This window comes from Phyllobacterium sp. YR531, from assembly GCF_000282595.1.
Taxonomy (GTDB): domain Bacteria; phylum Pseudomonadota; class Alphaproteobacteria; order Rhizobiales; family Rhizobiaceae; genus Phyllobacterium.
The window spans coordinates 200,208-220,990 of record NZ_AKIZ01000037.1; the positions used below are offsets into that span (position 1 = coordinate 200,208).

21 protein-coding genes and 1 riboswitch are annotated in these 20,783 nt (G+C 53.5%); of the genes, 8 read left to right on the plus strand and 13 right to left on the minus strand.

Features of this window, described 5'->3' with window-relative positions:
* Positions 1-220 precede the first annotated feature (220 nt).
* The 6 genes from PMI41_RS20810 to PMI41_RS20835 all read left to right on the plus strand — a co-directional run bounded on the left by PMI41_RS20810 (position 221) and on the right by PMI41_RS20835 (position 6,376).
* On the plus strand, positions 221-1,087 hold the full coding sequence (locus PMI41_RS20810) for a DMT family transporter (RefSeq protein ID WP_008128155.1): 867 nt from the start codon (positions 221-223) through the stop codon (positions 1,085-1,087).
* Positions 1,088-1,198: 111 nt separating this feature from the next.
* A complete protein-coding gene (locus PMI41_RS20815) occupies positions 1,199-2,686 on the plus strand; it encodes a CHASE3 domain-containing protein (protein ID WP_008128160.1) in 1,488 nt (495 codons plus the stop codon).
* A 4-nt stretch (positions 2,687-2,690) separates the two neighbouring features.
* The gene (locus PMI41_RS20820; protein ID WP_008128162.1) at positions 2,691-3,128 is read left to right on the plus strand and encodes a response regulator; all 438 of its coding nucleotides are present in this window, start codon (positions 2,691-2,693) and stop codon (positions 3,126-3,128) included.
* On the plus strand, positions 3,125-4,177 hold the full coding sequence (locus tag PMI41_RS20825; protein ID WP_348225808.1) for a histidine kinase dimerization/phosphoacceptor domain -containing protein: 1,053 nt from the start codon (positions 3,125-3,127) through the stop codon (positions 4,175-4,177). The genes PMI41_RS20820 and PMI41_RS20825 overlap by 4 nt, the downstream gene beginning before the upstream one ends.
* A gap of 151 nt (positions 4,178-4,328) precedes the next feature.
* Positions 4,329-4,937: a TRAP transporter small permease subunit gene (locus tag PMI41_RS20830; RefSeq protein ID WP_008128165.1), complete on the plus strand. Its 609-nt coding sequence runs from the start codon at positions 4,329-4,331 to the stop codon at positions 4,935-4,937.
* The gene (locus PMI41_RS20835; RefSeq protein WP_008128166.1) at positions 4,934-6,376 is read left to right on the plus strand and encodes a TRAP transporter large permease subunit; all 1,443 of its coding nucleotides are present in this window, start codon (positions 4,934-4,936) and stop codon (positions 6,374-6,376) included. Before PMI41_RS20830 ends, PMI41_RS20835 begins: the two co-directional genes overlap by 4 nt.
* Before the next feature lie 36 nt (positions 6,377-6,412).
* Here the strand turns inward: PMI41_RS20835 and PMI41_RS20840 are convergent, their stop codons facing one another.
* Entirely contained in the window at positions 6,413-6,967 is a 555-nt protein-coding gene (locus PMI41_RS20840) for a DNA-3-methyladenine glycosylase (protein ID WP_008128168.1), read from the minus strand.
* Between the two features lie 243 nt (positions 6,968-7,210).
* On the opposite strand from PMI41_RS20840, the gene PMI41_RS20845 reads away from it, so the two are divergent.
* Together PMI41_RS20845 and PMI41_RS20850 are read left to right on the plus strand one after the other, a co-directional pair.
* Positions 7,211-8,122: a hypothetical protein gene (locus PMI41_RS20845; protein WP_008128170.1), complete on the plus strand. Its 912-nt coding sequence runs from the start codon at positions 7,211-7,213 to the stop codon at positions 8,120-8,122.
* A 138-nt stretch (positions 8,123-8,260) separates the two neighbouring features.
* On the plus strand, positions 8,261-8,671 hold the full coding sequence (locus PMI41_RS20850; protein ID WP_008128171.1) for a DoxX family protein: 411 nt from the start codon (positions 8,261-8,263) through the stop codon (positions 8,669-8,671).
* On the opposite strand, the gene PMI41_RS20855 is transcribed toward PMI41_RS20850, so the two are convergent.
* The 12 genes from PMI41_RS20855 to PMI41_RS20905 form a co-directional block, all read right to left on the minus strand.
* Positions 8,664-9,014, minus strand: a complete 351-nt coding sequence (locus tag PMI41_RS20855; RefSeq protein ID WP_008128173.1) for a DUF779 domain-containing protein — start codon at positions 9,012-9,014, stop codon at positions 8,664-8,666. The two genes, PMI41_RS20850 and PMI41_RS20855, sit on opposite strands and share 8 nt — an antisense overlap.
* A gap of 181 nt (positions 9,015-9,195) precedes the next feature.
* Positions 9,196-10,713, minus strand: a complete 1,518-nt coding sequence (adh, locus tag PMI41_RS20860; RefSeq protein WP_008128175.1) for an aldehyde dehydrogenase — start codon at positions 10,711-10,713, stop codon at positions 9,196-9,198.
* Between the two features lie 175 nt (positions 10,714-10,888).
* Positions 10,889-11,860, minus strand: a complete 972-nt coding sequence (locus PMI41_RS20865; RefSeq protein ID WP_008128176.1) for a GAF domain-containing protein — start codon at positions 11,858-11,860, stop codon at positions 10,889-10,891.
* Positions 11,861-11,927: 67 nt separating this feature from the next.
* The gene (locus PMI41_RS20870) at positions 11,928-12,962 is read right to left on the minus strand and encodes a hypothetical protein (RefSeq protein WP_008128177.1); all 1,035 of its coding nucleotides are present in this window, start codon (positions 12,960-12,962) and stop codon (positions 11,928-11,930) included.
* Positions 12,955-13,740, minus strand: a complete 786-nt coding sequence (locus PMI41_RS20875; protein WP_008128179.1) for an ABC transporter ATP-binding protein — start codon at positions 13,738-13,740, stop codon at positions 12,955-12,957. The genes PMI41_RS20870 and PMI41_RS20875 overlap by 8 nt, the downstream gene beginning before the upstream one ends.
* Positions 13,737-14,732: an iron ABC transporter permease gene (locus PMI41_RS20880; protein ID WP_008128180.1), complete on the minus strand. Its 996-nt coding sequence runs from the start codon at positions 14,730-14,732 to the stop codon at positions 13,737-13,739. The genes PMI41_RS20875 and PMI41_RS20880 overlap by 4 nt, the downstream gene beginning before the upstream one ends.
* Complete coding sequence (locus PMI41_RS20885; RefSeq protein ID WP_244423986.1) at positions 14,729-15,523, minus strand: ABC transporter substrate-binding protein; 795 nt, start codon at positions 15,521-15,523, stop codon at positions 14,729-14,731. The genes PMI41_RS20880 and PMI41_RS20885 overlap by 4 nt, the downstream gene beginning before the upstream one ends.
* Positions 15,524-15,571: 48 nt before the next feature.
* The gene (locus PMI41_RS20890; protein WP_008128183.1) at positions 15,572-17,533 is read right to left on the minus strand and encodes a TonB-dependent receptor; all 1,962 of its coding nucleotides are present in this window, start codon (positions 17,531-17,533) and stop codon (positions 15,572-15,574) included.
* An 87-nt stretch (positions 17,534-17,620) separates the two neighbouring features.
* Positions 17,621-17,752 carry a hypothetical protein gene (locus PMI41_RS25580; RefSeq protein ID WP_008128185.1) on the minus strand — a complete coding sequence of 44 codons (132 nt, stop codon included), beginning with the start codon at positions 17,750-17,752 and terminating at the stop codon, positions 17,621-17,623.
* Positions 17,709-17,926, minus strand: a riboswitch (cobalamin riboswitch). Its footprint overlaps the gene before it by 44 nt.
* Positions 17,927-18,039: 113 nt before the next feature.
* Positions 18,040-18,660, minus strand: coding sequence for a LysE family translocator (locus PMI41_RS20895; RefSeq protein WP_008128187.1), 621 nt, complete (start codon positions 18,658-18,660; stop codon positions 18,040-18,042).
* Positions 18,661-18,697: 37 nt separating this feature from the next.
* Complete coding sequence (locus tag PMI41_RS20900; RefSeq protein WP_008128188.1) at positions 18,698-19,696, minus strand: TauD/TfdA family dioxygenase; 999 nt, start codon at positions 19,694-19,696, stop codon at positions 18,698-18,700.
* 12 nt (positions 19,697-19,708) lie between these two features.
* On the minus strand, positions 19,709-20,737 hold the full coding sequence (locus tag PMI41_RS20905) for an amino acid--tRNA ligase-related protein (RefSeq protein WP_008128189.1): 1,029 nt from the start codon (positions 20,735-20,737) through the stop codon (positions 19,709-19,711).
* Between the last annotated feature and the right edge of the window lie 46 nt (positions 20,738-20,783).

Below are 20,783 nucleotides of genomic sequence, written 5' to 3' on the forward strand. Positions count from 1 at the left end.
TTGCAACAGGACTTCGTGAGCGGGGATCAGACCGGAATTGGCTGCCAGCATTTATGCGGCACCACGCTTCGTCAATCAAGACCGAAGCACAAACAGCAACCAAGGCATTGCTGCTGACACCGGCATGTCAGCAGCCGCTGCGTTTTCTCCTCACGTTGATTGCATGGCGGCGCAAAGCCAGTTCTAACTGTTTCAGTGACGCGTTATAAGGTGAATGAGAATGATCTCGCCGTACAAACTCGGACTGGTATTTGTTACGGCCTCCGCAATTGCATGGAGCCTTGCCGGTCTGTTCACCCGCGTTATTCCGCTGGACAGTTGGACCATATTATCCTGGCGCGGCATATTCGGAGCCATCGGCCTTGGCATTGTGATCTTGTTCACCGAGCGCCAACGGTCATGGGCAAGCATATTTCGGCTGAGCATGTCCGGATGGTTCTTCGTGGCCGTGTCGGGCATCTGCATGGTGTTCTTCATAACTGCGCTCAAGGAAACAACCGTTGCGCATGTTGCCGTCATCTACGCGACTATCCCGTTCTGTGCTGCAACGCTGGGCTGGCTTGTCATGGGTGAAAAACCTGAAATTCGGGCTGTGCTGGCCAGCGTCACTGCGCTCGCGGGCGTATCCATCATGGTTGGATTGGGTAGCGAAGGCTCGCTTTTCGGCGACCTTCTTGCCTTTGGCATGACCCTCGGCATGGCGGTTCTGATGATCATCGCCCGTCGCCACCCCGATATCTCTGTTATGCCCGCTGCGTGCCTGTCCGCTCTGTTCAGCTCGATAATATGCTGGCCTCTGGGCGATCCTCTTGCTGTATCCAGCCATGACCTGTTTTTGATAGCGCTCTTTGGGCTAATGGTGTCCGCCGTTGGCGTGGCGTTCTTCGCCCTCGGTGCAAAGCTTCTTCCCCCCATTGAAACGGCACTCATTGGCTCGCTGGATGCACCGCTTGCGCCTCTCTGGATATGGATCGTATTCGGAGAAATCCCCGGCAGCAGCACGCTGGTCGGTGGCATCGTCGTGTTTGGCGCGGTTGTGCTGCACGTTATCTATGGCACCTCAAAACCTGCACCACAGCCGGGTTGAACGAGAAGTCTCGTCCTGAACGGTTGACGATTGGCTCGTCTCCGGTCATTCCTGACAAACGTCTTTCTTTGCGCCGGCCTGATGGCGCCTTACCGTACTGGCAGACAATAAATGGCCGTGACCAACATTTCCTTCGCCCGTTCCACTCTCATGATGCTAACCGTCGGAGTGCTCATCCTTCTCGGCATTGTTGCTTCCACCATATGGCTGGTCGCAGAAAGCCGTGAACGTTTTGACGATGTGGTTGTTGCACGCGCCATACGCAGCGGCTCGGCCGATCTGTTGTCAACAATGCAGGACGCTGAAACAGGCCAGCGCGGCTATCTGCTTTCCCAAGAGGAAAGCTTCCTCACCCCCTACAAGACAGCATTGGCAACGCTGACTGCCAGAAGAGAGGCTTTGGGGAAAAGCGTTGAAAACAGCCCGCAGTTTTCATCCCGCTTGCCAGAACTGGACGAGCTTATTGCTCAAAAAGTCGGTGAACTGAACCGCACACTGGAACTCGCTGAAGAAGGCAACGTGGCGGCGGCTGTAGAAGTTGTGCGTGCAGGAGCGGGGCAGCGTTCCATGGATGGTATCCGAAAACTTCTGAGCGCTTTCATGGTCGAATCGGAACTCGACCTGCAACGGGGCATTGACGAGCAGTCCAGTGCTACAGCAGCTTTGCAACGCGCAACCATTATCGGTGCCGTTGCGATTGTTGCGGTCCTTGGCGGAGCCATCTTCATCATCTTCCAGCACGTACGAGACCTGTCGACGACACGTAATGAAGTCGAACTGCTTAATACCGGTCTTGAAGCGCGTGTGAACGAGCGCACAGAAGACCTTATACGTGCCAATCAGGAAATTCAGCGTTTCGCCTATATTGTAACGCACGATCTGCGTGCGCCTCTGGTGAACATCATGGGATTTACCAGCGAGCTTGAAACCTCCCTCAAGGCAATTCAACCTTATATTCTGACTGACGGCGAGCCATTGACTGAAGAAGACGTAAAACTGGCCCGCGAAGCAGCCGGTGAGGACCTGCCCGAAGCAATCTCGTTTATTCGCTCATCCACAAAGAAGATGGACGGGCTGATCAACGCTATCCTGAAAATTTCGCGCGACGGCCGCCGCGAATTGAAACCAGAGCCAATCGATCTGAAAGCTTTGCTGGAAGTCAGCGCCGCCAGCATCAACCATCAGGTGGCGGAACTTAATGGAACCGTGGAAATCTCGGATAAAATGCCAAAAATCACCACGGACAGGCTGTCGCTGGAGCAAATCTTCGGCAATCTTTTCGATAATGCAGTCAAATATGCAAGCAAAGACCGTCCCCTGAAGCTTTCCGTTCGTGCCTTTCAGAACGGTTACAGGTTCATCGGCGTTGAGGTTTCCGATAATGGCCGGGGCATATCCGAAGATGATCTGGAGCGCGTATTTGAGTTGTTCCGCCGCTCCGGTCAGCAGGATAAGCCCGGAGAAGGCATCGGCCTTGCCCATGTGCGCTCTCTGGTGAGAAATCTGGGCGGAGATATCACTGTAAAATCGGCAATTGGAAAAGGCAGTACCTTTGTGCTACGGCTTCCTTCGGATTTGACTAAAGTAGTAGGAGCTTAGAGTCGTGCAAGGTACGGGCAAAGAAGTAACCATCGTTATGATCGAAGATGACGAGGGTCATGCACGTCTCATTGAGAAGAATGTGCGGCGGGCCGGTGTCAATAATCCGATCATGCCGTTCACCGATGGAACCTCGGCTCTGGACTTTATCCTCGGCAAGGAGCGCACGGGCGAAGGCAACAAGAACAATTATCTTTTGATCCTGCTCGATCTCAATCTGCCTGACATGTCGGGTATTGATATCCTTGAGAAGATCAAGACAAATCCCCATACAAAACGGCTGCCCGTTGTCATTTTGACGACGACCGACGACGAAGGCGAGATTCAGCGGTGCTATGATCTCGGGGCGAATGTCTATATTACCAAACCTGTTGAATATGACAGCTTTGCCAATGCAATCCGGCAGCTCGGTCTTTTCTTCTCCGTCATGCAAATTCCTTGAACGATCCGAGAGACATGCAAGCCCGAATTCTCTATGTCGATGACGACGCCGCGTTTGTTCGCCTGGCGCAAAAGGCGCTTGGGCGCTCGGGCTACGAGGTTGTCCATGCCGACAATATTGCCGCCGGGCTGGAACTTCTCGGCAAGGGCGATATAGACGCCATCGTACTTGACCATTACCTACAGAACACGACAGGCGCAGAGTTTCTGAAAGTGCTGCGTGAGAACAGCATAACTGTTCCCGTTGTCTACGTTACCGGATCGAGCGAAGCAAAGATCGCAATTGATGCATTGAAGGCAGGCGCTGCCGACTATGTCATCAAGACTGTTGGTGAAGAGTTTATGCCGCTGCTTGAAAGCGCCGTGGCACAGGCCATTGCAACAGCAGAACTGCGGCGCGACCGTGAACGTGCAGATATGGAAATTCTGCGCGGCAAGGAGCGGGCAGAGGTGCTGCTTACAGAGGTCAATCATCGTGTTGGCAACAGCCTTGCCCTTGTCGCCGCTTTGATAAGGCTACAGATTTCAAGCATCGACAACGAAGAGGTCAAACACGCTTTGACCGAGGCGCAAGCACGCATCACCGCCATTGGAGGTATGCATCGCAGTCTCTATAGTTCCGATGATGTGCGTCAGGTCGAGATGGACAAGTATCTTGCCAGCCTTACTTCGGAACTTCGCAGTTCACTGGAACATGCCGATCACAAGCTGACGATCTCGCTTGATGTAGAGGATATCCGCCTATCTTCCGATCAGGCTGTATCTGTGGGAATGGTGGTGACGGAACTTGTCACGAATGCCTATAAATATGCTTATCCTGACACCCATAATGGTGAGATCAGAATCTCTTTTCTTCGCGCTGGCGAAGACAAGGCGGTGCTGGCAGTCGAAGATGATGGCGTCGGCTGGCAGCAGACTGATCAGCCGAAGGGCACCGGACTTGGCACCCGTATCGTCAAGGCCATGGCCGCAAGTCTCGGGACGGGCATCGACTATACAGCGCGGGATAAGGGAACCCGGGCGGAGCTGGTCGTCAATACCACGCGCTGATTGACGGCGCTCAGGCATTCCTCATTGCATCGTACGAATCCATGGGTTAACTCTGTAGCCCGCAAAACACCCGCTGATATCCGCAAAGGAACCGCGGGAGCGAATGACGCAGGAATTCGAGGATCTGCGTAACTGTATGGGAGGGGTCTGAATGTCACCGTTGCTGACTGTCACGGGTTGGATCGACGAACTCAGTCGTCGAATAGGCATTGTCGCGATTTACTTCGTGCTTTTCGCTTCATTGGTCTGCGCCTTCAACGCATTGTTGCGCTATAGCCTTGGCGGCCTAATCTGGCTGGAACAGAATGTCGGCGGTGCCGGTCTGTTCAGCGGCATTCTTGGCGTCTATGGCCGCAACTCCAATTCTCTTTCCGAAGCACAATGGTATCTCTTCGCTGGAATGGTCATGCTTGGTGGCGCATGGACACTCAAGCTGAATGAACACGTCCGGGTTGATCTCGTCTACGGTTCGGTCAGTGAAAGAACCAGAACATGGATTGATCTGCTTGGCGGAATTTTCTTTCTCCTGCCGATCTGCGCCCTGATGATCTATTTCACATGGCCGTGGTTCGTTCTGTCGTGGGTAACCAACGAGGCCTCGTCAAATTCGGGCGGCCTGCCGCTTTGGCCGGTCAAGCTCAGCCTGCCGGTCGGCTTTGCGCTTGTCGGGCTTCAGGGTATTTCCGAAATCATCAAATGTTATCTCGCCCTGACATCCAATTACGTGCGTGAATTCGCCTACGAGAAGCCTGTTCAATGATGACATTTTTCGCTGACAATCTTGCCCCGTTGATGTTTTTCGGGCTGATCATCTTTATGGTGATCGGCTATCCGGCCGCCTTCTCGCTTGCAGCTGTTGGGCTGTTCTTCGGATTCATTGCCATTGAAATGGGAGCCATCGGTCCAGACTTTCTGGGCAATCTCACCTATCAGATGTTCTCGGTGCTCTCGAACGAATTGCTCCTCGCCATTCCGTTCTTCACTTTCATGGGCGTTATTCTTGAGCGATGCGGCCTTGCTGAAGACCTGCTCGACGGTTTCGGACAATTATTCGGCGGTGTACGCGGTGGCTTGTCTTATGCAGTAATCCTCGTCGGCGCGATCCTTGGCGCTATCACCGGCACGGTTGCCGCATCGGTTATCGCCATGGGCCTCATATCGCTGCCGGTCATGGCAAAATACGGCTATAACATCCGCCACGCCACGGGCGTTATCGCTGCCTCAGGAACAATAACACAGCTTATTCCCCCATCGCTGGTTCTGATTGTTCTTGCCGACCAGCTCGGCAAATCCCCCGGCGATATGTATATCGGTGCAACCGGCGCGAGTATCGTCCAGGTGCTGCTGTTTGCCGGCTGGGTATTCATCCTCAGCATCATCAAGCCGCATTATGTGCCAGCGCTTCCACCGGAAGCGCGTACATTGCGCGGCTGGCCGCTTTTCATCCGTTGCGCACGCGGCATGATCCCTTCGCTCGCTCTTATCTTCATCGTTCTCGGCACCATCTTCATGGGCCTAGCTACGCCCACGGAAGCCGGCGCGATGGGCGTGGTAGGCGCTATGCTCATGGCATGGCTGAACAGCCGCCTGACATGGCAACTCGTCTATGAAGCCATGACGATGACCATGCGGCTGACCGCCATGGTTGTTTTCATCCTTCTCGGCGCGCGCGTTTTCAGTCTCGTATTCCAGGGGGTCGGTGGTAGTCACTGGATTGAGGGCATGCTGACATCATTGCCCGGCGGCGTTGTCGGCTTCCTGATCTTCGTCAATATCTTCATCTTCGTGATCGCGTTCTTTCTCGACTTCTTCGAGATCGCCTTCATTATCATTCCGTTGCTCGCGCCCGCTGCAAGTGCCTTGGGCATTGATCTGATCTGGTTCGGCGTCATGATCTGCGCCAATATGCAGACAAGCTTCATGCACCCGCCCTTCGGCTTTGCGTTGTTCTACCTGCGAGGTATCGCGCCCAAATCGATCAAAACAAGCGATATCTATATGGGCGCCATTCCATGGCTGGTCCTGCAGTTGATACTGGTTGGTCTGCTGATCGCTTTCCCGGGCATGGTCACCTATTTCCTTGACCCGGCAGTGGCTGTCGACATGGAGAACTTCAAGATCGAACTGCCCAACGCTCCGGCAAATGATCTTGGCAATGCACCGTCATTTGATCTTGGACAGCCACCATCCTTTAAATGACCGTGAAAAACCGGCGAGTATCCAAACTCGCCGGTTTCAAACTTCCACAAATTTCCGGCTGAGAAATCTCGATCCCTGCTCCCCAAAACGCCATGGCGTTTCGACGGCTTTTGTCAGACCGATACGCGGCCCGATACTGATCTCCGCTTTGCCTGTACCGGCCTCCAGTACAAACGGTTTTGCCAGAAGCGGCAGACCATCATGCGACTTGTTCACGCCGAGTGCCTGCGCAAGCTTTCCGGGTCCAGAGCAGAGCAATCGCAGATTATCTGTCGAACGGCGCTCCTCCATAATCTCAATTCCCTGAAGCGGTTCAAGTGCCCTGATCAAGGCGGCAGACCCCGTCAGGCACACCATATTCAGGCACCAATGAATGCCGTAGGAGCGATAGACATAGGCATGCGCGGCAGGCCCGAACATCGTCTTGTTGGACGCAGTTGGCCCTCTGAACGCATGCGAGGCCGGGTCATCCTGCGTATAGGCTTCTGTCTCTACAATCCGCCCTCCAACGCCATCGACAAATAACAGCATACCAATAAGGTCCCGAGAAACATCTACGGCATTGCGCTGAAAGAATTCGAGCGTAACCATCGCACCCCTTTGATAAAATTGCAGTTTTTAAAGCGATCTTTGCCGGCTTCTGGAACTATTTCTAATGAAAAAGCTTTAGCAAATACAAGGTCTGCAGTCTGAAAGATCTTGCACACATGCAACGCCTGGCAAATCAGGTAATTACAGGAGGTTTCCATGGGCCGCGGTATTCTTTTATGGCTACTCGGAGTTCCGATTCCAATCATCATTCTCCTCTTTCTGTTCATGCGATAGGAGAACATCATGTCCCTCACAGATTTGAACGTGGGCGCTGACCCGACCACGGAATCCAGCTCGTCCGCAGTAAGTTGGGGGCCAATCATTGCAGGCTCCGTCGCCGCCACTGCAATAACGCTTTTGCTAACACTGTTCGGTTCAGGTTTCGGCCTGACAATGGTTTCGCCATTTGCGTCCGAAGGGGTGTCCGCAACGACGTTTGCTGTCTCGACAGCCGTGGGCCTCATCATCGTACAGTGGATTTCGGCAGCTTTTGGCGGATACCTCACAGGCAGACTTCGCACCAAGTGGTCCGGAGTACACACCAATGAAGTGTATTTCCGCGACACCGCTCACGGGTTCATTTCGTGGGCTATCGCGACACTCTTTCTTGTTGCCGTACTTGGCTCAGCTATTTCATCGACAATTGGTGCTGGCGTTCAGGCTGCATCCAGCGTTGCGTCTGGCGCAGCCAGCGCGGCTTCTACGGCCGCAGGTGCTGCTGCCAATAGCGACTCGGCTAATTATTTTGTCGATAGTCTCCTGCGTCCAGGCAGTCCTGCTGCCGCCAACGCCGAGCAGGGGGGACAAGCCGCATCGGAGGTCTCCCGCATTCTTCTGAACGCGGCAGCCACAGGCGAAATGCCTGCTGATGACCGTGCCTATCTCGACCAAATCGTTGCCTCACGCACCGGTTTGAACGAAGCGGATGCAAAGGCACGTGTAGATGGTGTTCTCACCAAGATAGACGACGCCAAGAAATCTGCTCAGGAAGCTGCAGAGACCGCCCGCAAGGTCGGCGCGACAACCGTGTTCATGACGGCCCTATCGCTTTTGATTGGTGCGTTCATCTCCAGTGTTGCCGCTGCCATCGGTGGCCGTCAGAGAGATGAAGACGAAGACGGTTATCTGAAAACAAACCCGGCGCCCTACAAATAACAAGCCAGGTAATAAATCAGCCCGCCATGGCATTCGTCAGGGTGGGCTTTTCTTTATCAAAAAATTCTCAAACTATTGTAGGAGCCGTCATTTCTGCTTCGTCCTTGAGGCAGTTACACACTCAATGGGACGAACAACATGGAAAACATCGCACATAATACCAACATTTCCGGCAAGGCACTCTGGACCGGGCGTATCCTCAGCGGGATCTTTATTCTGTTCATGATCTTTGATGGCGGCATAAAGTTGGTGCCGCTGGATATCGTTCTCCAGACCAGTGCGGAAATGGGTTTGCCGGCGACCGTTGGTTTCGCACGTGGCCTTGGCATTCTGGCTTTACTATGCACAGCCCTCTACGCCTATCCGCGCACTTCGATACTGGGTGCAATCCTGCTTACCGGTTACATGGGCGGCGCAATCCTCACACAATTGCGCATAGGAAATCCGCTCTTCAGCCACCTTTTGTTTGGCGTATATCTTGGCCTGATCATGTGGGGCGGGCTTTACCTGCGTGACCGCCGCCTGCGCGCCCTCATTCCATTCAATTAGGAACAGCGCAAACCTTTGACCGCGTCAGAAAACGCACTTCCCGGCCATTATCCAGCGAGAACATACCGCCCCGGCCGGGAACCACATCAATGATCAGCTCTGTATGTTTCCAGACATCATATTGCGACGCGCTGATGTAAACCGGCGCTCCACCGATCTCACCAAGCTTCACATCATTATCGCCGACGATAAAGTCGCCCTGTGGGTAGCACATGGGCGACGAGCCATCGCAACAACCACCAGACTGGTGAAACAGGATCGGTCCATACTCTGATTGGAGTGTTGCAATAAGTTCAAGGGCAGCGGGCGTTGCGCTCACCTTGTCTTCGATCATCTGTTCCATACATCCTCCAAAACGTCTTTTCGGCCTACCAACCCTAGGATAAAACCGTTTGGGAATTCAGCCTGACGAGGCAGATGGTGCGGTTTTTGAGGACCGGCGCGCAGTGGACTTTTGGGTCCATGAGCACCGGAAGCTGTAAAAAGCCGCATCAGGTGCCCGTCAGGATGTATTCACATCGGTTTTAGAAGAAGCCGAGTTTCTTTGGGTTGTAGCTTACCAGCATATTCTTGGTTTGCTGATAGTGATCGAGCATCTTCAGGTGGTTTTCACGCCCGATACCGGATTGCTTGTATCCACCAAAGGCCGCGTGGGCCGGATAGGCATGGTAACAATTGGTCCAGACGCGACCTGCCTGAATGGCGCGGCCAAAGCGATAGGATCTGTTGCCATCGCGGCTCCAGATACCCGCACCGAGGCCGTAGAGCGTATCATTTGCGATGGACAGGGCATCGTCATCATCCTTGAAGGTCGTGACCGAAACAACCGGACCGAAGATTTCCTCCTGGAAAATCCGCATGCGGTTATGGCCTTTGAACACAGTCGGATGAACGTAGTAGCCGCCAGCCAGATCACCTGCCAAAACATTGCGATCGCCGCCGATAAGCACTTCGGCCCCTTCCTGCTTGCCGATATCCATATAGGACAGGATTTTTTCGAGCTGCTCACTTGAAGCCTGCGCACCGATCATGGTTGCCGGATCAAGCGGATCGCCCTGAACGATGGCTTCCACGCGCTTCAACGCACGTTCCATGAACTGGTCATAGATTGACTCATGAACGAGTGCACGGCTGGGGCAGGTACAGACTTCGCCCTGATTGAGCGCAAACATCACGAAGCCTTCAATGGCTTTGTCAAAGAAATCATCATCCTCGGCAACAACGTCCTTGAAGAAGATGTTTGGCGATTTGCCCCCCAGTTCCAGCGTAACCGGAATAAGGTTTTGACTGGCATATTGCATGATCAGGCGACCGGTTGTGGTTTCGCCGGTAAAGGCGATCTTGGCAATGCGCGGACTTGAGGCCAGTGGCTTGCCTGCTTCCAAACCAAAGCCATTGACGATGTTGAGGACGCCTGGCGGCAATATGTCGGCGATCAACTCTGCCAGTACCAGAATGGATGCCGGTGTCTGCTCAGCTGGCTTGAGGACAACGCAGTTACCGGCGGCAAGCGCTGGAGCAAGTTTCCACACAGCCATCAGGATCGGGAAATTCCATGGGATGATCTGCCCGACGACGCCAAGAGGTTCATGGAAATGATAGGCGACAGTATCGTGATCGATTTCGGATATGCCGCCTTCCTGAGCGCGGATAGCACCAGCAAAATAGCGGAAGTGATCGATTGCAAGCGGCAAATCGGCTGCCGTGGTTTCGCGAATGGGCTTGCCGTTATCCCAGGTTTCAGCCTGAGCCAGAACGGACAGATTATCTTCCATGACCTGCGCGATCCTGTTCAGGATCACGCTGCGTTCTGCAGCGCTTGTGCGGCCCCATGCATCCTTTGCAGCATGGGCAGCATCAAGTGCTGCCTCGACATCACTCGCATCGGAACGGGCGATCTCGCATAATACCTGGCCATTTACCGGTGATGTATTCTCGAAGTAGCGGCCTGCATTCGGCTCGACAAATTTGCCGCCGATGAAATTGCCATAGCGTTTTTTGAAGTTGGGTTTGACGGTTCGGTTGAATTCTACCTTGTTCATCGAAATTCCTCCCTGACGCGGGCGTCACGACGTCAGCCGAACGCACCTGCACGATTTGCATACCGCCTCCTCGCGGCATGCAGTCAGGATTGCGCTTTGTACGGAACGTGTCATCCCCGGCTTGAAAAACGTGAAGCGGATTTGTCGCAATATTGAGACAGGGCGCGTCGTAAAATCAGTTCAGGCCAAGCCGCTTGAGCTTACGATGCAGTGTGGCGCGGCTCATGCCCATCATGTTCGCAGCGATGGAGATATTTCCATCGGCCTTGCGCAGAACCCGCTGGATTACACTCCGCTCTGCCGCTGCAAAACCTCTTTCCGCATCAGTATCCTGCCCCAGCAGGTTTGCTGCCGGTAGCGGATTACTCAAACTTTCATCGGTCAACCCGAGGAGAGCGCGGGCCGAGCGTGAGGCACCAACAACGAGGTCGTCCTCATCGACAGCAATCAGCGCATTCAATGCTCGTTCATTGCCGAGATCGTTACTCTGCGCCATGACAATGCGCGCTTTTGGGAAGGCCAGACGGAAGTTTTCCGCCTCGACCCGCCGGGCGGCATCCACAACCGCCATGGCAATCAGCTTGACGAAACCTTCGGTCAGATCCGAACGCGCCGATGAGACGTCGATTGCAGCCATCAGACGCCCGCGATGATCAAAAATCGGTGCGACAGTGCAGGAGAGCGCTGTGTTGCGACTACGGAAGTGCTGGTCACGATGAATTGTCAACGCACGCTGCTCGGCCAGAGCTGTACCGATACCATTAGTGCCTTCGCATTCTTCGCTCCAGACAGCACCAGTCCAAAGACCAGCCTTGCAGAACGTTGCGTCGTCACCCTCATAGCCCCGACGGTCAACCGGGACGCCATTTTTGTCCGCCAGTAAAACACAACAACCAGCACCACCCACCGCCGAATAAAGCCGGTCGAGTGTCGTTTCGGCAGTTTCAACAAGCGACCCCAATCGCTCGCGTGCTTCGCGCAGTTCTTGCTCCGTGAGTATGTTGGGCGGCGTGCCTTCATCAGGCTTCAGGCCGTAAAGACGCATTGAACGCCCCCAGGATGCAACCAGCGCAGACTGCGCAGCGGCATCACCCGTTACTGCAGATTGAATATGCTCGGCATGTAAGCCGTCATGCTGCGTTCCCATGGTCTCCTCCCGAAGTCCACGCACAGGGTGACGTCAGTTCTGGCCTGCGTCAAGTCACCTATTGTAGTCAGTGGCCGGGCGTATCATCGTCGGTCTCGATAGCCGCGCTGTCGCGATCAAAGATTGTCTGCCAACTTTTGATCCGTTCCACACGGTCATGATTACTCTGCACAGCGGCAAATGCCAATTGCTGCCGCAGGCCAACGCGCAAAGCGGCTCGTTCCGCCCGGCTTGAGGGTTTTTCAAAGCTTTCGCTTGGCAGTTCTTCATTCAAAGCTGCAATCAGCCGTTTTTTGAGCGATACAGACTCCTCCGGCCCGTAGTGGAAGAACATACGTTCGAACTGTGCGTAGAGGGCCCAATCGAACTTCGTGTCTTCGCCAAGAGGGCCGATCACCGGATTGCCCGGATGCAAAAAACCACATGGCATAAGGTGGTCCGGGATCGGCGTATTTGCCGAATGAGTGCGCCCGGTTTTGAGAAGCTTCGGCAGCACATGCGTATGTGGCCCGGCAGGGGAAACACCCCCTGTGTCTGGCCCACCAATCTTCTGATAGACCTCGACACGCCCGATATTTGTCAGCGCTACCCGGTGTGGGTGGGTCTGGAAGATCGTATGCATGACGGGATTGTCAGACTCGAATAGTGACCGTCCGGCATTTGCCCGTAACTCAGCCAAAAGCTTTGGATCGGTCGTGCGAATGCAGAAGTCGCATTGGGGCAGCGAAAGCCCCATATCAAAAAGAATGCCCATGCGATCAATGCCCCGGATGGCATTGTCATCGGGGCCAAGTTCTGTCAGCACGGGGCGGGCAGCGCGCCGTGCCTGTCGTTCCGGCAGGCAAAGCGCAACCGCCTGGGTCCACCTGTGCGGGCGCGGGCTCGGTACCTCATAAGCCACCGGCACGATATTGCCGATCACTTTCGGATCAAGCTCAATAGCGCCGCGACGGGTTGCGCGTGTCATGTTGCGGGCATCGGAAATGATGGGCTGTTCGCCCTTATCCTGATGAAATTCGGCAATGGCCCCAAATGTGCCCATGCTCCAGCTGGATTGCCAAACACCCATATGCTTGGTCAAAAGCGCGCGCAAATCATCCATTGTTTTCTCCTGTCATCGCCACAGGCTGGACAATCAGCCCCTCTCCTGTGGTTTCGAGATAGACTTCGACACCGAAGGCCCGGCGCAGGTTATCTCTCGTCAGAACTTTGTCTGGTGTGCCATCGGCAACGATCCGGCCCCCATGAACAAGGACAAGCCTTGTGCACCAGCGAGCAGCCAGAGCAAGGTCATGCATGGAGGCGATCACCGATGATCCGTCTTTTACAAGCCCGGCGAACGACTGCATCAGCCCGATCTGATGAGCCGGATCGAGACCGGCCGTCGGCTCGTCTGCAAGAAGCAGAGGTGCCTGCTGCGCCATGGCGCGTGCGATCAGCACCCGCGCCTTCTCACCGCCGGAAAGCTCCAACGCAGAACGATGGCGGAAGGCTGTGACATCCATGCGCTTCATCGCCTCTTCGGCAATCAGGGCGTCCCTCGCATCGGCTGCCGCAAATGCGCTTTTATGCGGCATGCGTCCGAGCATGACCAAACGCTCCACAGAGATCGCCCAGCCAATCTCGCGCTCCTGCGGCAGGTAGGCCGCCAGTTTTGCACGTTGTATGGCAGTCAATTCTGCAGATGGTTTTCCGCCGAGGTTGATTTCGCCGCTTGAGGCGACAAGTCCGAGGATGCTTTTGAGCAATGTCGATTTTCCGGCACCATTCGGCCCGATCAGACCAACAAATTCGCCTCCAGCCACATCAAGGCCAATGCTGTCCAGAACCTTTTTCGGTCCAAGCGAAACATGCAGATTCAAAACACGGAGCAGATTCATATCCCGGCCCTCCGTGTCCGGAACACCAGCCATAGAAAGAACGGAGCGCCCACAATTGCTGTCAACACGCCAAGCTTGAGATCACGGCCCGGCGCAATAACCCGCACAAGTATATCCGCTGCAAGAATCATCGACGCGCCACCCAATGCGCTGACTGGAAGCAGCTTTGATGGCTGCGATCCGACAAGCGGCCGTAACAAATGCGGAACAATCAGCCCGACAAAGCCGATGGCCCCAGACACTGCTGTTGATGCCCCTACTGAGGCTGCTGTTCCCAGAATGGCAAACCATTGCACGCGCTTTATGCTGACACCCATGCTTGCGGCAGCGTCTGATCCCAAAGTCAGCGCATCGAGCGAGCGTCCGAGACTGAAGAGAAACACCCAACCGATGAGAATGAATGGTGCTGCAAGCTGTACATGCAGCATTGAGCGATCCGTGAGCGAACCCAGCATCCAGTAAACAATTTCCATGGCGGCGAATGGATTGGGTGACAGATTGAGCGCAAGCGATGTCATTGCACCGGCAAGGCTCGACACCGCGACACCCGCAAGAATGATTGTCAAAACGCTCGCACCTTTGCCTGCCAATACCTGCACGATGAACACCGCAACGACCGCACCCGCCAATGCCATCAGCGGCAGCGCCAGAGGGAACATCAATGACAAGCCGGTATAGATCGCAATGACAGCGCCGAGAGATGCCGACGCACTGACACCAAGCAAGGCGGGCTCAGCCAGTGGATTGCGCAGATAGCCTTGCAACACTGCTCCGGAAAGCCCGAGGGAAGCCCCGATCATCAGCCCCAGCAATGCGCGCGGCAGGCGAATCTCGCGCATGACAAGAACAATTGCATCACCCTGCCCTGTCAGAAGTGCCTTCAGGCTATCAGTAACAGCGAGCGAAGCCGGGCCAGTCAGCAAAGACAGCGTGAACAGCACCAGCGTCAGCAATGCGAGGCATGACAGCAAAAGCCAGTAACGCTCTTTCATCGCTGTTCCGCCAGAAGTTGCACGGCATCAACCGTAAATGGCCCGCCACAAATCCAGTACTTGTCGGGAATATCGACGGGATGCCTGCCGTTCAGCGTGGTGCGAAACGCCGGATGCACCTGCGCTTCATAAGCAAGGGCAGGGGTAGGATAGGCATCATGCGCGGCAATGAGATCAGGCTTTGCCATAACAAGCTGTTCCAATGGCAGTTTCTGCGTGCCTTCCATGCCCAGTGTCTCGCCAAGATTGTTGAGACCTGCATGCCTGACAACATCGTCCGCCAATGTACCTTTGCCGGACGTAAGCTGATTGGCATAATAGAGAGCTATTGTCGGCGCTTTTCCGGACTTCTTCCTGGAGTTTTTCTGAATGCGGTCAAGCCGTTCATCCATCATGCGAACCATCTCGGTTGCCTTGATTTCTTGACCCAACAGCTTGCCCATTCGTACGATGTTCGCCCGTATATCCTCGAATGATGATTCCGGCGCAAATTCCTCTACACGAAAGCCAAGACGCTTCAGCATGTCCACAGTCGCCCGTGTCGTATAGCTACCGGCAATAATCAAATCCGGCTGCATCAGGAAAATCTCTTCTGCCAGCCCGTGATTGACAACATAAGGCTTGGCCTCATCTGCCAGCACGGAAGCCTCCTTTTCACCGGCGAGATAAGAAACAGAATAGAGCTGCCCCTCACCCGCCAGTAAAATGGCAAGCTGATCGGTGCAAAGATTCAGCGACACGACCTTTGTTGGCGACACTGCATGGGCTGGCTGTAATCCAAGCAAACACATCGCGGCCAACAGGGAACACCAACACATCAATTTGCCGAATGGCATCATCTAGAAGCTTCCCTTGAGACCCACGAATGCCGTGCGGCCCGGTGTATTGAAACCGAACACCTCTTCGTAGTTCTCATCGAAAAGATTTTCGATCCTTGCATAGGCTTCCACCTTGTCATTGAACTTGTAGCTTCCGCCAATATTGACCAGCGTATATTCGTCCAAGGCCACGCGCGATGCCACGGGCGGTGTAAAAGCTGTATCCTGCATCTTTCCATTGAACGTGACTTCCCCGAACACCCGGGCACGGTCCTCATAAAATGTGTAGGCCGCATTCAATGAACCGGAATGCTTTGGGCGGCGCACTTCTTCGAGGCCGTCCGGATCGGTTGCATCCGTATAGGTATAGGTAGCCGTGGTTGTGAAGCCGTTCATCAGATTGATGGTCGCCGCCACTTCCACGCCCTGCCTGCGGCTTGTACCCTCCTGATTGACCGGCGTATAACGGAAGTCCGGCGTGGCAATACTGACGATTTCATCGGTCAGGTTCTGGTGGAAATAGGTCACGTCCAGCACAAGCCGTTCATCGAAGAAACTCTGCTCGATACCAATATCCCAGCCAATACTTTTTTCCGGTGTCAGATCGGGGTTACCGAGATATGTGGACGGAATAAACCCGAATTGCTCGTAGAAGGTCGGGTTGGTTATGCCTGTTCCAACCGAGCTGTGCAGACGGGTTCCCCATCCCGGAATTTTCCAGGCTGCTCCGACACTATAGGTCGAGGCATCTTTGAACTGATCATTGCCGTCATGTCGCACAGCTGCGTTCAAATAAAGCTGGTCGTAAAACTCACCCCTATATTCACCGACAAATGAATGGGTCGTTCGGTCATGCTTGTCGAATTGCGACGGGTCAAACCAGGGGCTCGAAAGGTCGGCCTTCGATGCCTTTTGCTGGAAGGTCTCACGCTCGCCCTCATAGCCGGCAGTAAGCGTATGCTTTGCCTCCGCAAAGGAAGGAGTCTCGAAAGTATAGCTTGCCTGATAGGAACCGGAAAAACGATTGCCATCATTGCCGGAAGTATATTTGCCGTCCTCGAAGTTTTCGCGCTTCGTATCGCCATCCTTGATGCGCGCCTTCTGGACGAGAGCCCCATCAAGCGATGTCCAGGTGATTCCTAGAGATCCCAACAACTCTTTGGTCGTGGTCTGATCGCCGGTGTCGATAAGCAGTCCCTGTAACGGCGTGCCGTAACCACCATCCCTGTCGAGATCGCTTTTGCGGTTAACGTAACGGAATGTTCCGTCAAGAATGATGTCCGGCGTCAGGTCCACCTTGAATTTTCCGTTGATCGTGCCGTTACGATCACCATCCTTTTCGGAACCGAAATCCGATAGATTAAAGCCATCATTCTGGCGCCATGCGCCCGACAGCGAGAAATCGTAGTTGTCTTTGCCGCCCTGCAGGAGCACGCTGCCCAGCCATGTCCCGTCAGTACCCGCCTCAGTGCGCCCGCTGACCTTGAACCCATCGCGATTGCCGCCCTTGGTGATGATATTGACAACACCCGCCAAGGCATTCGATCCCCAGAATGCACTCTGCGGTCCGCGGAGGATTTCAATGTGATCAATGTCAGCCACCTGCAGACTGCCGAAATCGAATTCACCATTGCCGGTTTCACTCGCTTCGATACCGTCAATCATCACGAGCAGATGATTGCCTTCTGCTCCACGGACGCGGACCTGCGTCTGACCACCATAAGAGCCTACGCGTGAAACAGCGAAGCCCGGAACCTGGCGCAGCGCGTCCGCTACGTAACGCGTCTGGCTTTGCTCAAGCTGCTCGCCGGTTATTACGGTATAGGCACGGCCTGATTTTTCAGCCTCAATTTTCGATTGCCCTAGATCAATATAGACCGGATCCAGCTGGATCGAACCATCCGCCGTGACTGTCTCCTGCGCATTTGCGGCGCTGCCAAGAATAAGAAATGCGGCCCCCACAAGACCTGCCTGCTTCAACATGTTCGCCCCCTACGGCTTGCCAACGTGTTACGCGCTGGCGATTGCGACTGAACCGCAAGCGGGGAAAGATTGTGTAAGGACAAACCGTCAGCCAACAATCGCTCCTGCAAGCGGCAACACTTTTTCAAATGTCACCGCGTTCATAGCGACCGCGCCGGAACACGCCCCGTGTTCAAGCTTGGTGACCGGATCTGGCAGGTCTCCTGACTTCCGGATCATTGCAGGTTCTTCCGCCTTCCCAATCGCGCCGGTGCGCTTTCAGTGGCATGTGGAAGACCGCTTCCCGGTTACAGTTGCGGGGGCAGCCACGGATTAGGCCCCGAAATGGGTCATCCTCACCGTGTTCCCTTTTAATCCGCATATAATTGCGGAACCAGTTCCACATTCTGGATAGCAACTGTGTGGTAATGGGTCAATCAGCCAGCCTGCTCATCTTGGCATAGCCACAAAGCTCTGGTGTCACCAAATCGCATGAATGACAACCCGAGGCGCTTGTCAGCCAATGACTATTTCATGACGGACAGCGCCGAAAGGCTGAATAATGCTGCAGCCGAGAGATAACTGAATATTGAGCCATTTCTACCGCTCTTATTGAGGAGGAATTTTTTGAGTAATGACGCACTCAAGACAACGGCAATGTCGAAAATCAATGCCAGAAATACGAAAGTCATGGCGAACAACAATATTTGAGGGAGTGCTTCAGCCTCTTTACTTACAAACATGGGAAGAAAAGCGGCAAAGAATAATGTGGTTTTGGGGTTCAGGAACGAAACGATCAATCCTTGTTTCAAAATATGCAGATTACTTTCTTTAATCGCATCTTGCGAAGCATTCTCCTTCAAGGAAAACAGCGTTTTTACGCCAAGATAAGCCAGGTACATGGCGCCAAGTATTTTCACGACCTCAAACGAGGCGGGATAACTTTTGAACAAAAGGGCCAGCCCGCATGCAGACCCAATCGCATTGCCAAAATTGCCACCTGCGACGCCAAATGCGGACGCCAATCCGTTATCCTTGCCTCCCGATACAGTTCTCGAGATGACATACAAGAGACCCGGGCCAGGAATGACAATGATCGCCAGACAAGCCACAATATAAAGAGCCAAATTTTCAAGAAAACCGTTCATGGCGTTTACCGAGTTGAAATCTTAGACTGACTATTCTTTAAATAATGAATGACTGCTCGTGCAGCGCGCTTTCACGCATCTTCTTGAAGTTTTGCGTCACATTTATTTTCTTCAACCACCTGTCGGATCCATCATAATTTGGTGTGAATGCACGACGACCGTGAACAGCACGATGATTATCGATAATCAACATGTCGCCTGAACCAATCACAAAGTCTTTCTGAGTATCGTCAATCTCTTTTACCAGACGGTTGTATACCGGTACTGACGGATCTGTTTCAGCAACGATTTTTGTAAAAGCGGGATCCAAGCGAAGGTAAGGGGTTTCAATACTGCCAAAAAGAATACTTTCAAATGGGGGATTGTTTACCAGTTCCTTCATGCGGGCATATGCTGTTTGCCCAACTTTGGTAGTCGTATTCTTTAAATGTTCCGCATGATCAGGGTCAGGGATAAACTGGAAGTTCTTCCTGAATAACAACTCGCGCTCTTCTGGTAGTATGGTGCCTGGAAGCTCTCCTAATGTAGTAGGTGTCTTCTGTGGGTTTCTCATTCCTAGCAAAATTATATAGTCAGGCCTGTTCGAGCTGAAAGCGTCCTCAGTATGCCACACAAGCGCTTCTCTACTCCCTGCGCCAAGCTGTGAGAATTCCGCAGATTTCATGGGCACAATATTTTGGACCAGCCGACCGCTTTGTTGTGTTGAGAAAGCATAGGGCACGCCCAGCGCGCTAGCCACAATAGCCAGGTAAACTTCTTCTCTTGTAATTTGATCGCCGGGATTTCTTTTGGTTGTAGATGGCGTTGGGCCAATTGCGCTGTCGCTAATCGCAAAACCGCTTAATTGAAGCCATGGCGTTATATCTTCCCTCAGCAAGCTGGTAAAAATTTCGCGAATGGGAAGAGGAAGTTTCGGTGCAGAGTAAGCGGCGAGTTTATGTAGATCAGCTTCGCTTTGAGCAGAGGTAAGAACCGACTGAATAAGGTCCTCAATTTCCTCCGCGTCGCTACATGTAAGGGTGTATATATTTTTCATTTTACCCCGCTCTTATACTGATGCCATGCCAGGTATTGTCCGGTTCGGACCACGATCATGGGGTTGAACAAAATCCAAGACTGTTGTTGAACCGGAAACAAACCTTAGGAGACGCTCAAAACCTATGCCAAAACCGGCGGTTTGAATTTTTCTAGCGCGTTTCCATTCCGCATGACCCATTGTCAGGCTCGCTTTAGCCTCACCCAGATTGTCCAGCGACTGCTGTATGATTGCTTCACCGGTCTTTGGACGAATGCCCCCGGTAGAAAGTTCGCCATAACCGAACGGCAGCATCAGATCATAAGTATCGTAATTGCCCTGATCGTTTTCGTGATAGACCGCGTCGCGTACGCCCTTCGGATAGTTGTAAATCCAGAATGGCCGGTCAAACTGCAGGCTTAGCGACTGATCTTCGTCAAAGGTGAGGTCACTTAGACGCTCTGGTGATGCCTCGACCAGTTGAAGCGCCTCCTGGAATGTAATCCGAGGATAGTTGCCCAAAGCAATCGCTTCGAGGTGTTTTTTGGAAATACTTGTGAGTTTTGAAGGACCGTTTTCGACACTTAGAAGGATATTACTGATACGAACAAGCAGTGCCTGAGCCGTATCAAATACATCTTCCATGGATTCTGTCTTCCATTCGATCTCCATCTGAAAAAATGTATTCAAGTGCTTGCGGGAAGCTGCCTCCCCCTCTTGAAGCAAGCGAACACAGGGCGCCAAACAATAGACTCGATCCAGAAATTCTGTGGCTTGCTGCTTCTCGAAATTATGACTTACCGGCAGGTAATAAGCTTCCTTGCCTGTCACCTGTACCTGACGCTCTGGCTCTCGTCCATCAAGCTCGATATATTCAGGTCGAATGCGATTACCCAGAACACCAAAGGAGTGAAATGCACCGGGCTCAAGTTCACTTGAAAGAATTGCAGGAACAATCTCATTGAAGCCAAATTCGTCCAAGGCCGTCCGAGCGGCGGAAAGCGTTCGCGATGTCCACTGATAGGTTTCAGTTGCGGAAAAGGTTCGTCTTTGTACAATCATTAAAAATACGCTCTCATTTAAAATTATATCTAATTTGATGGCGGAC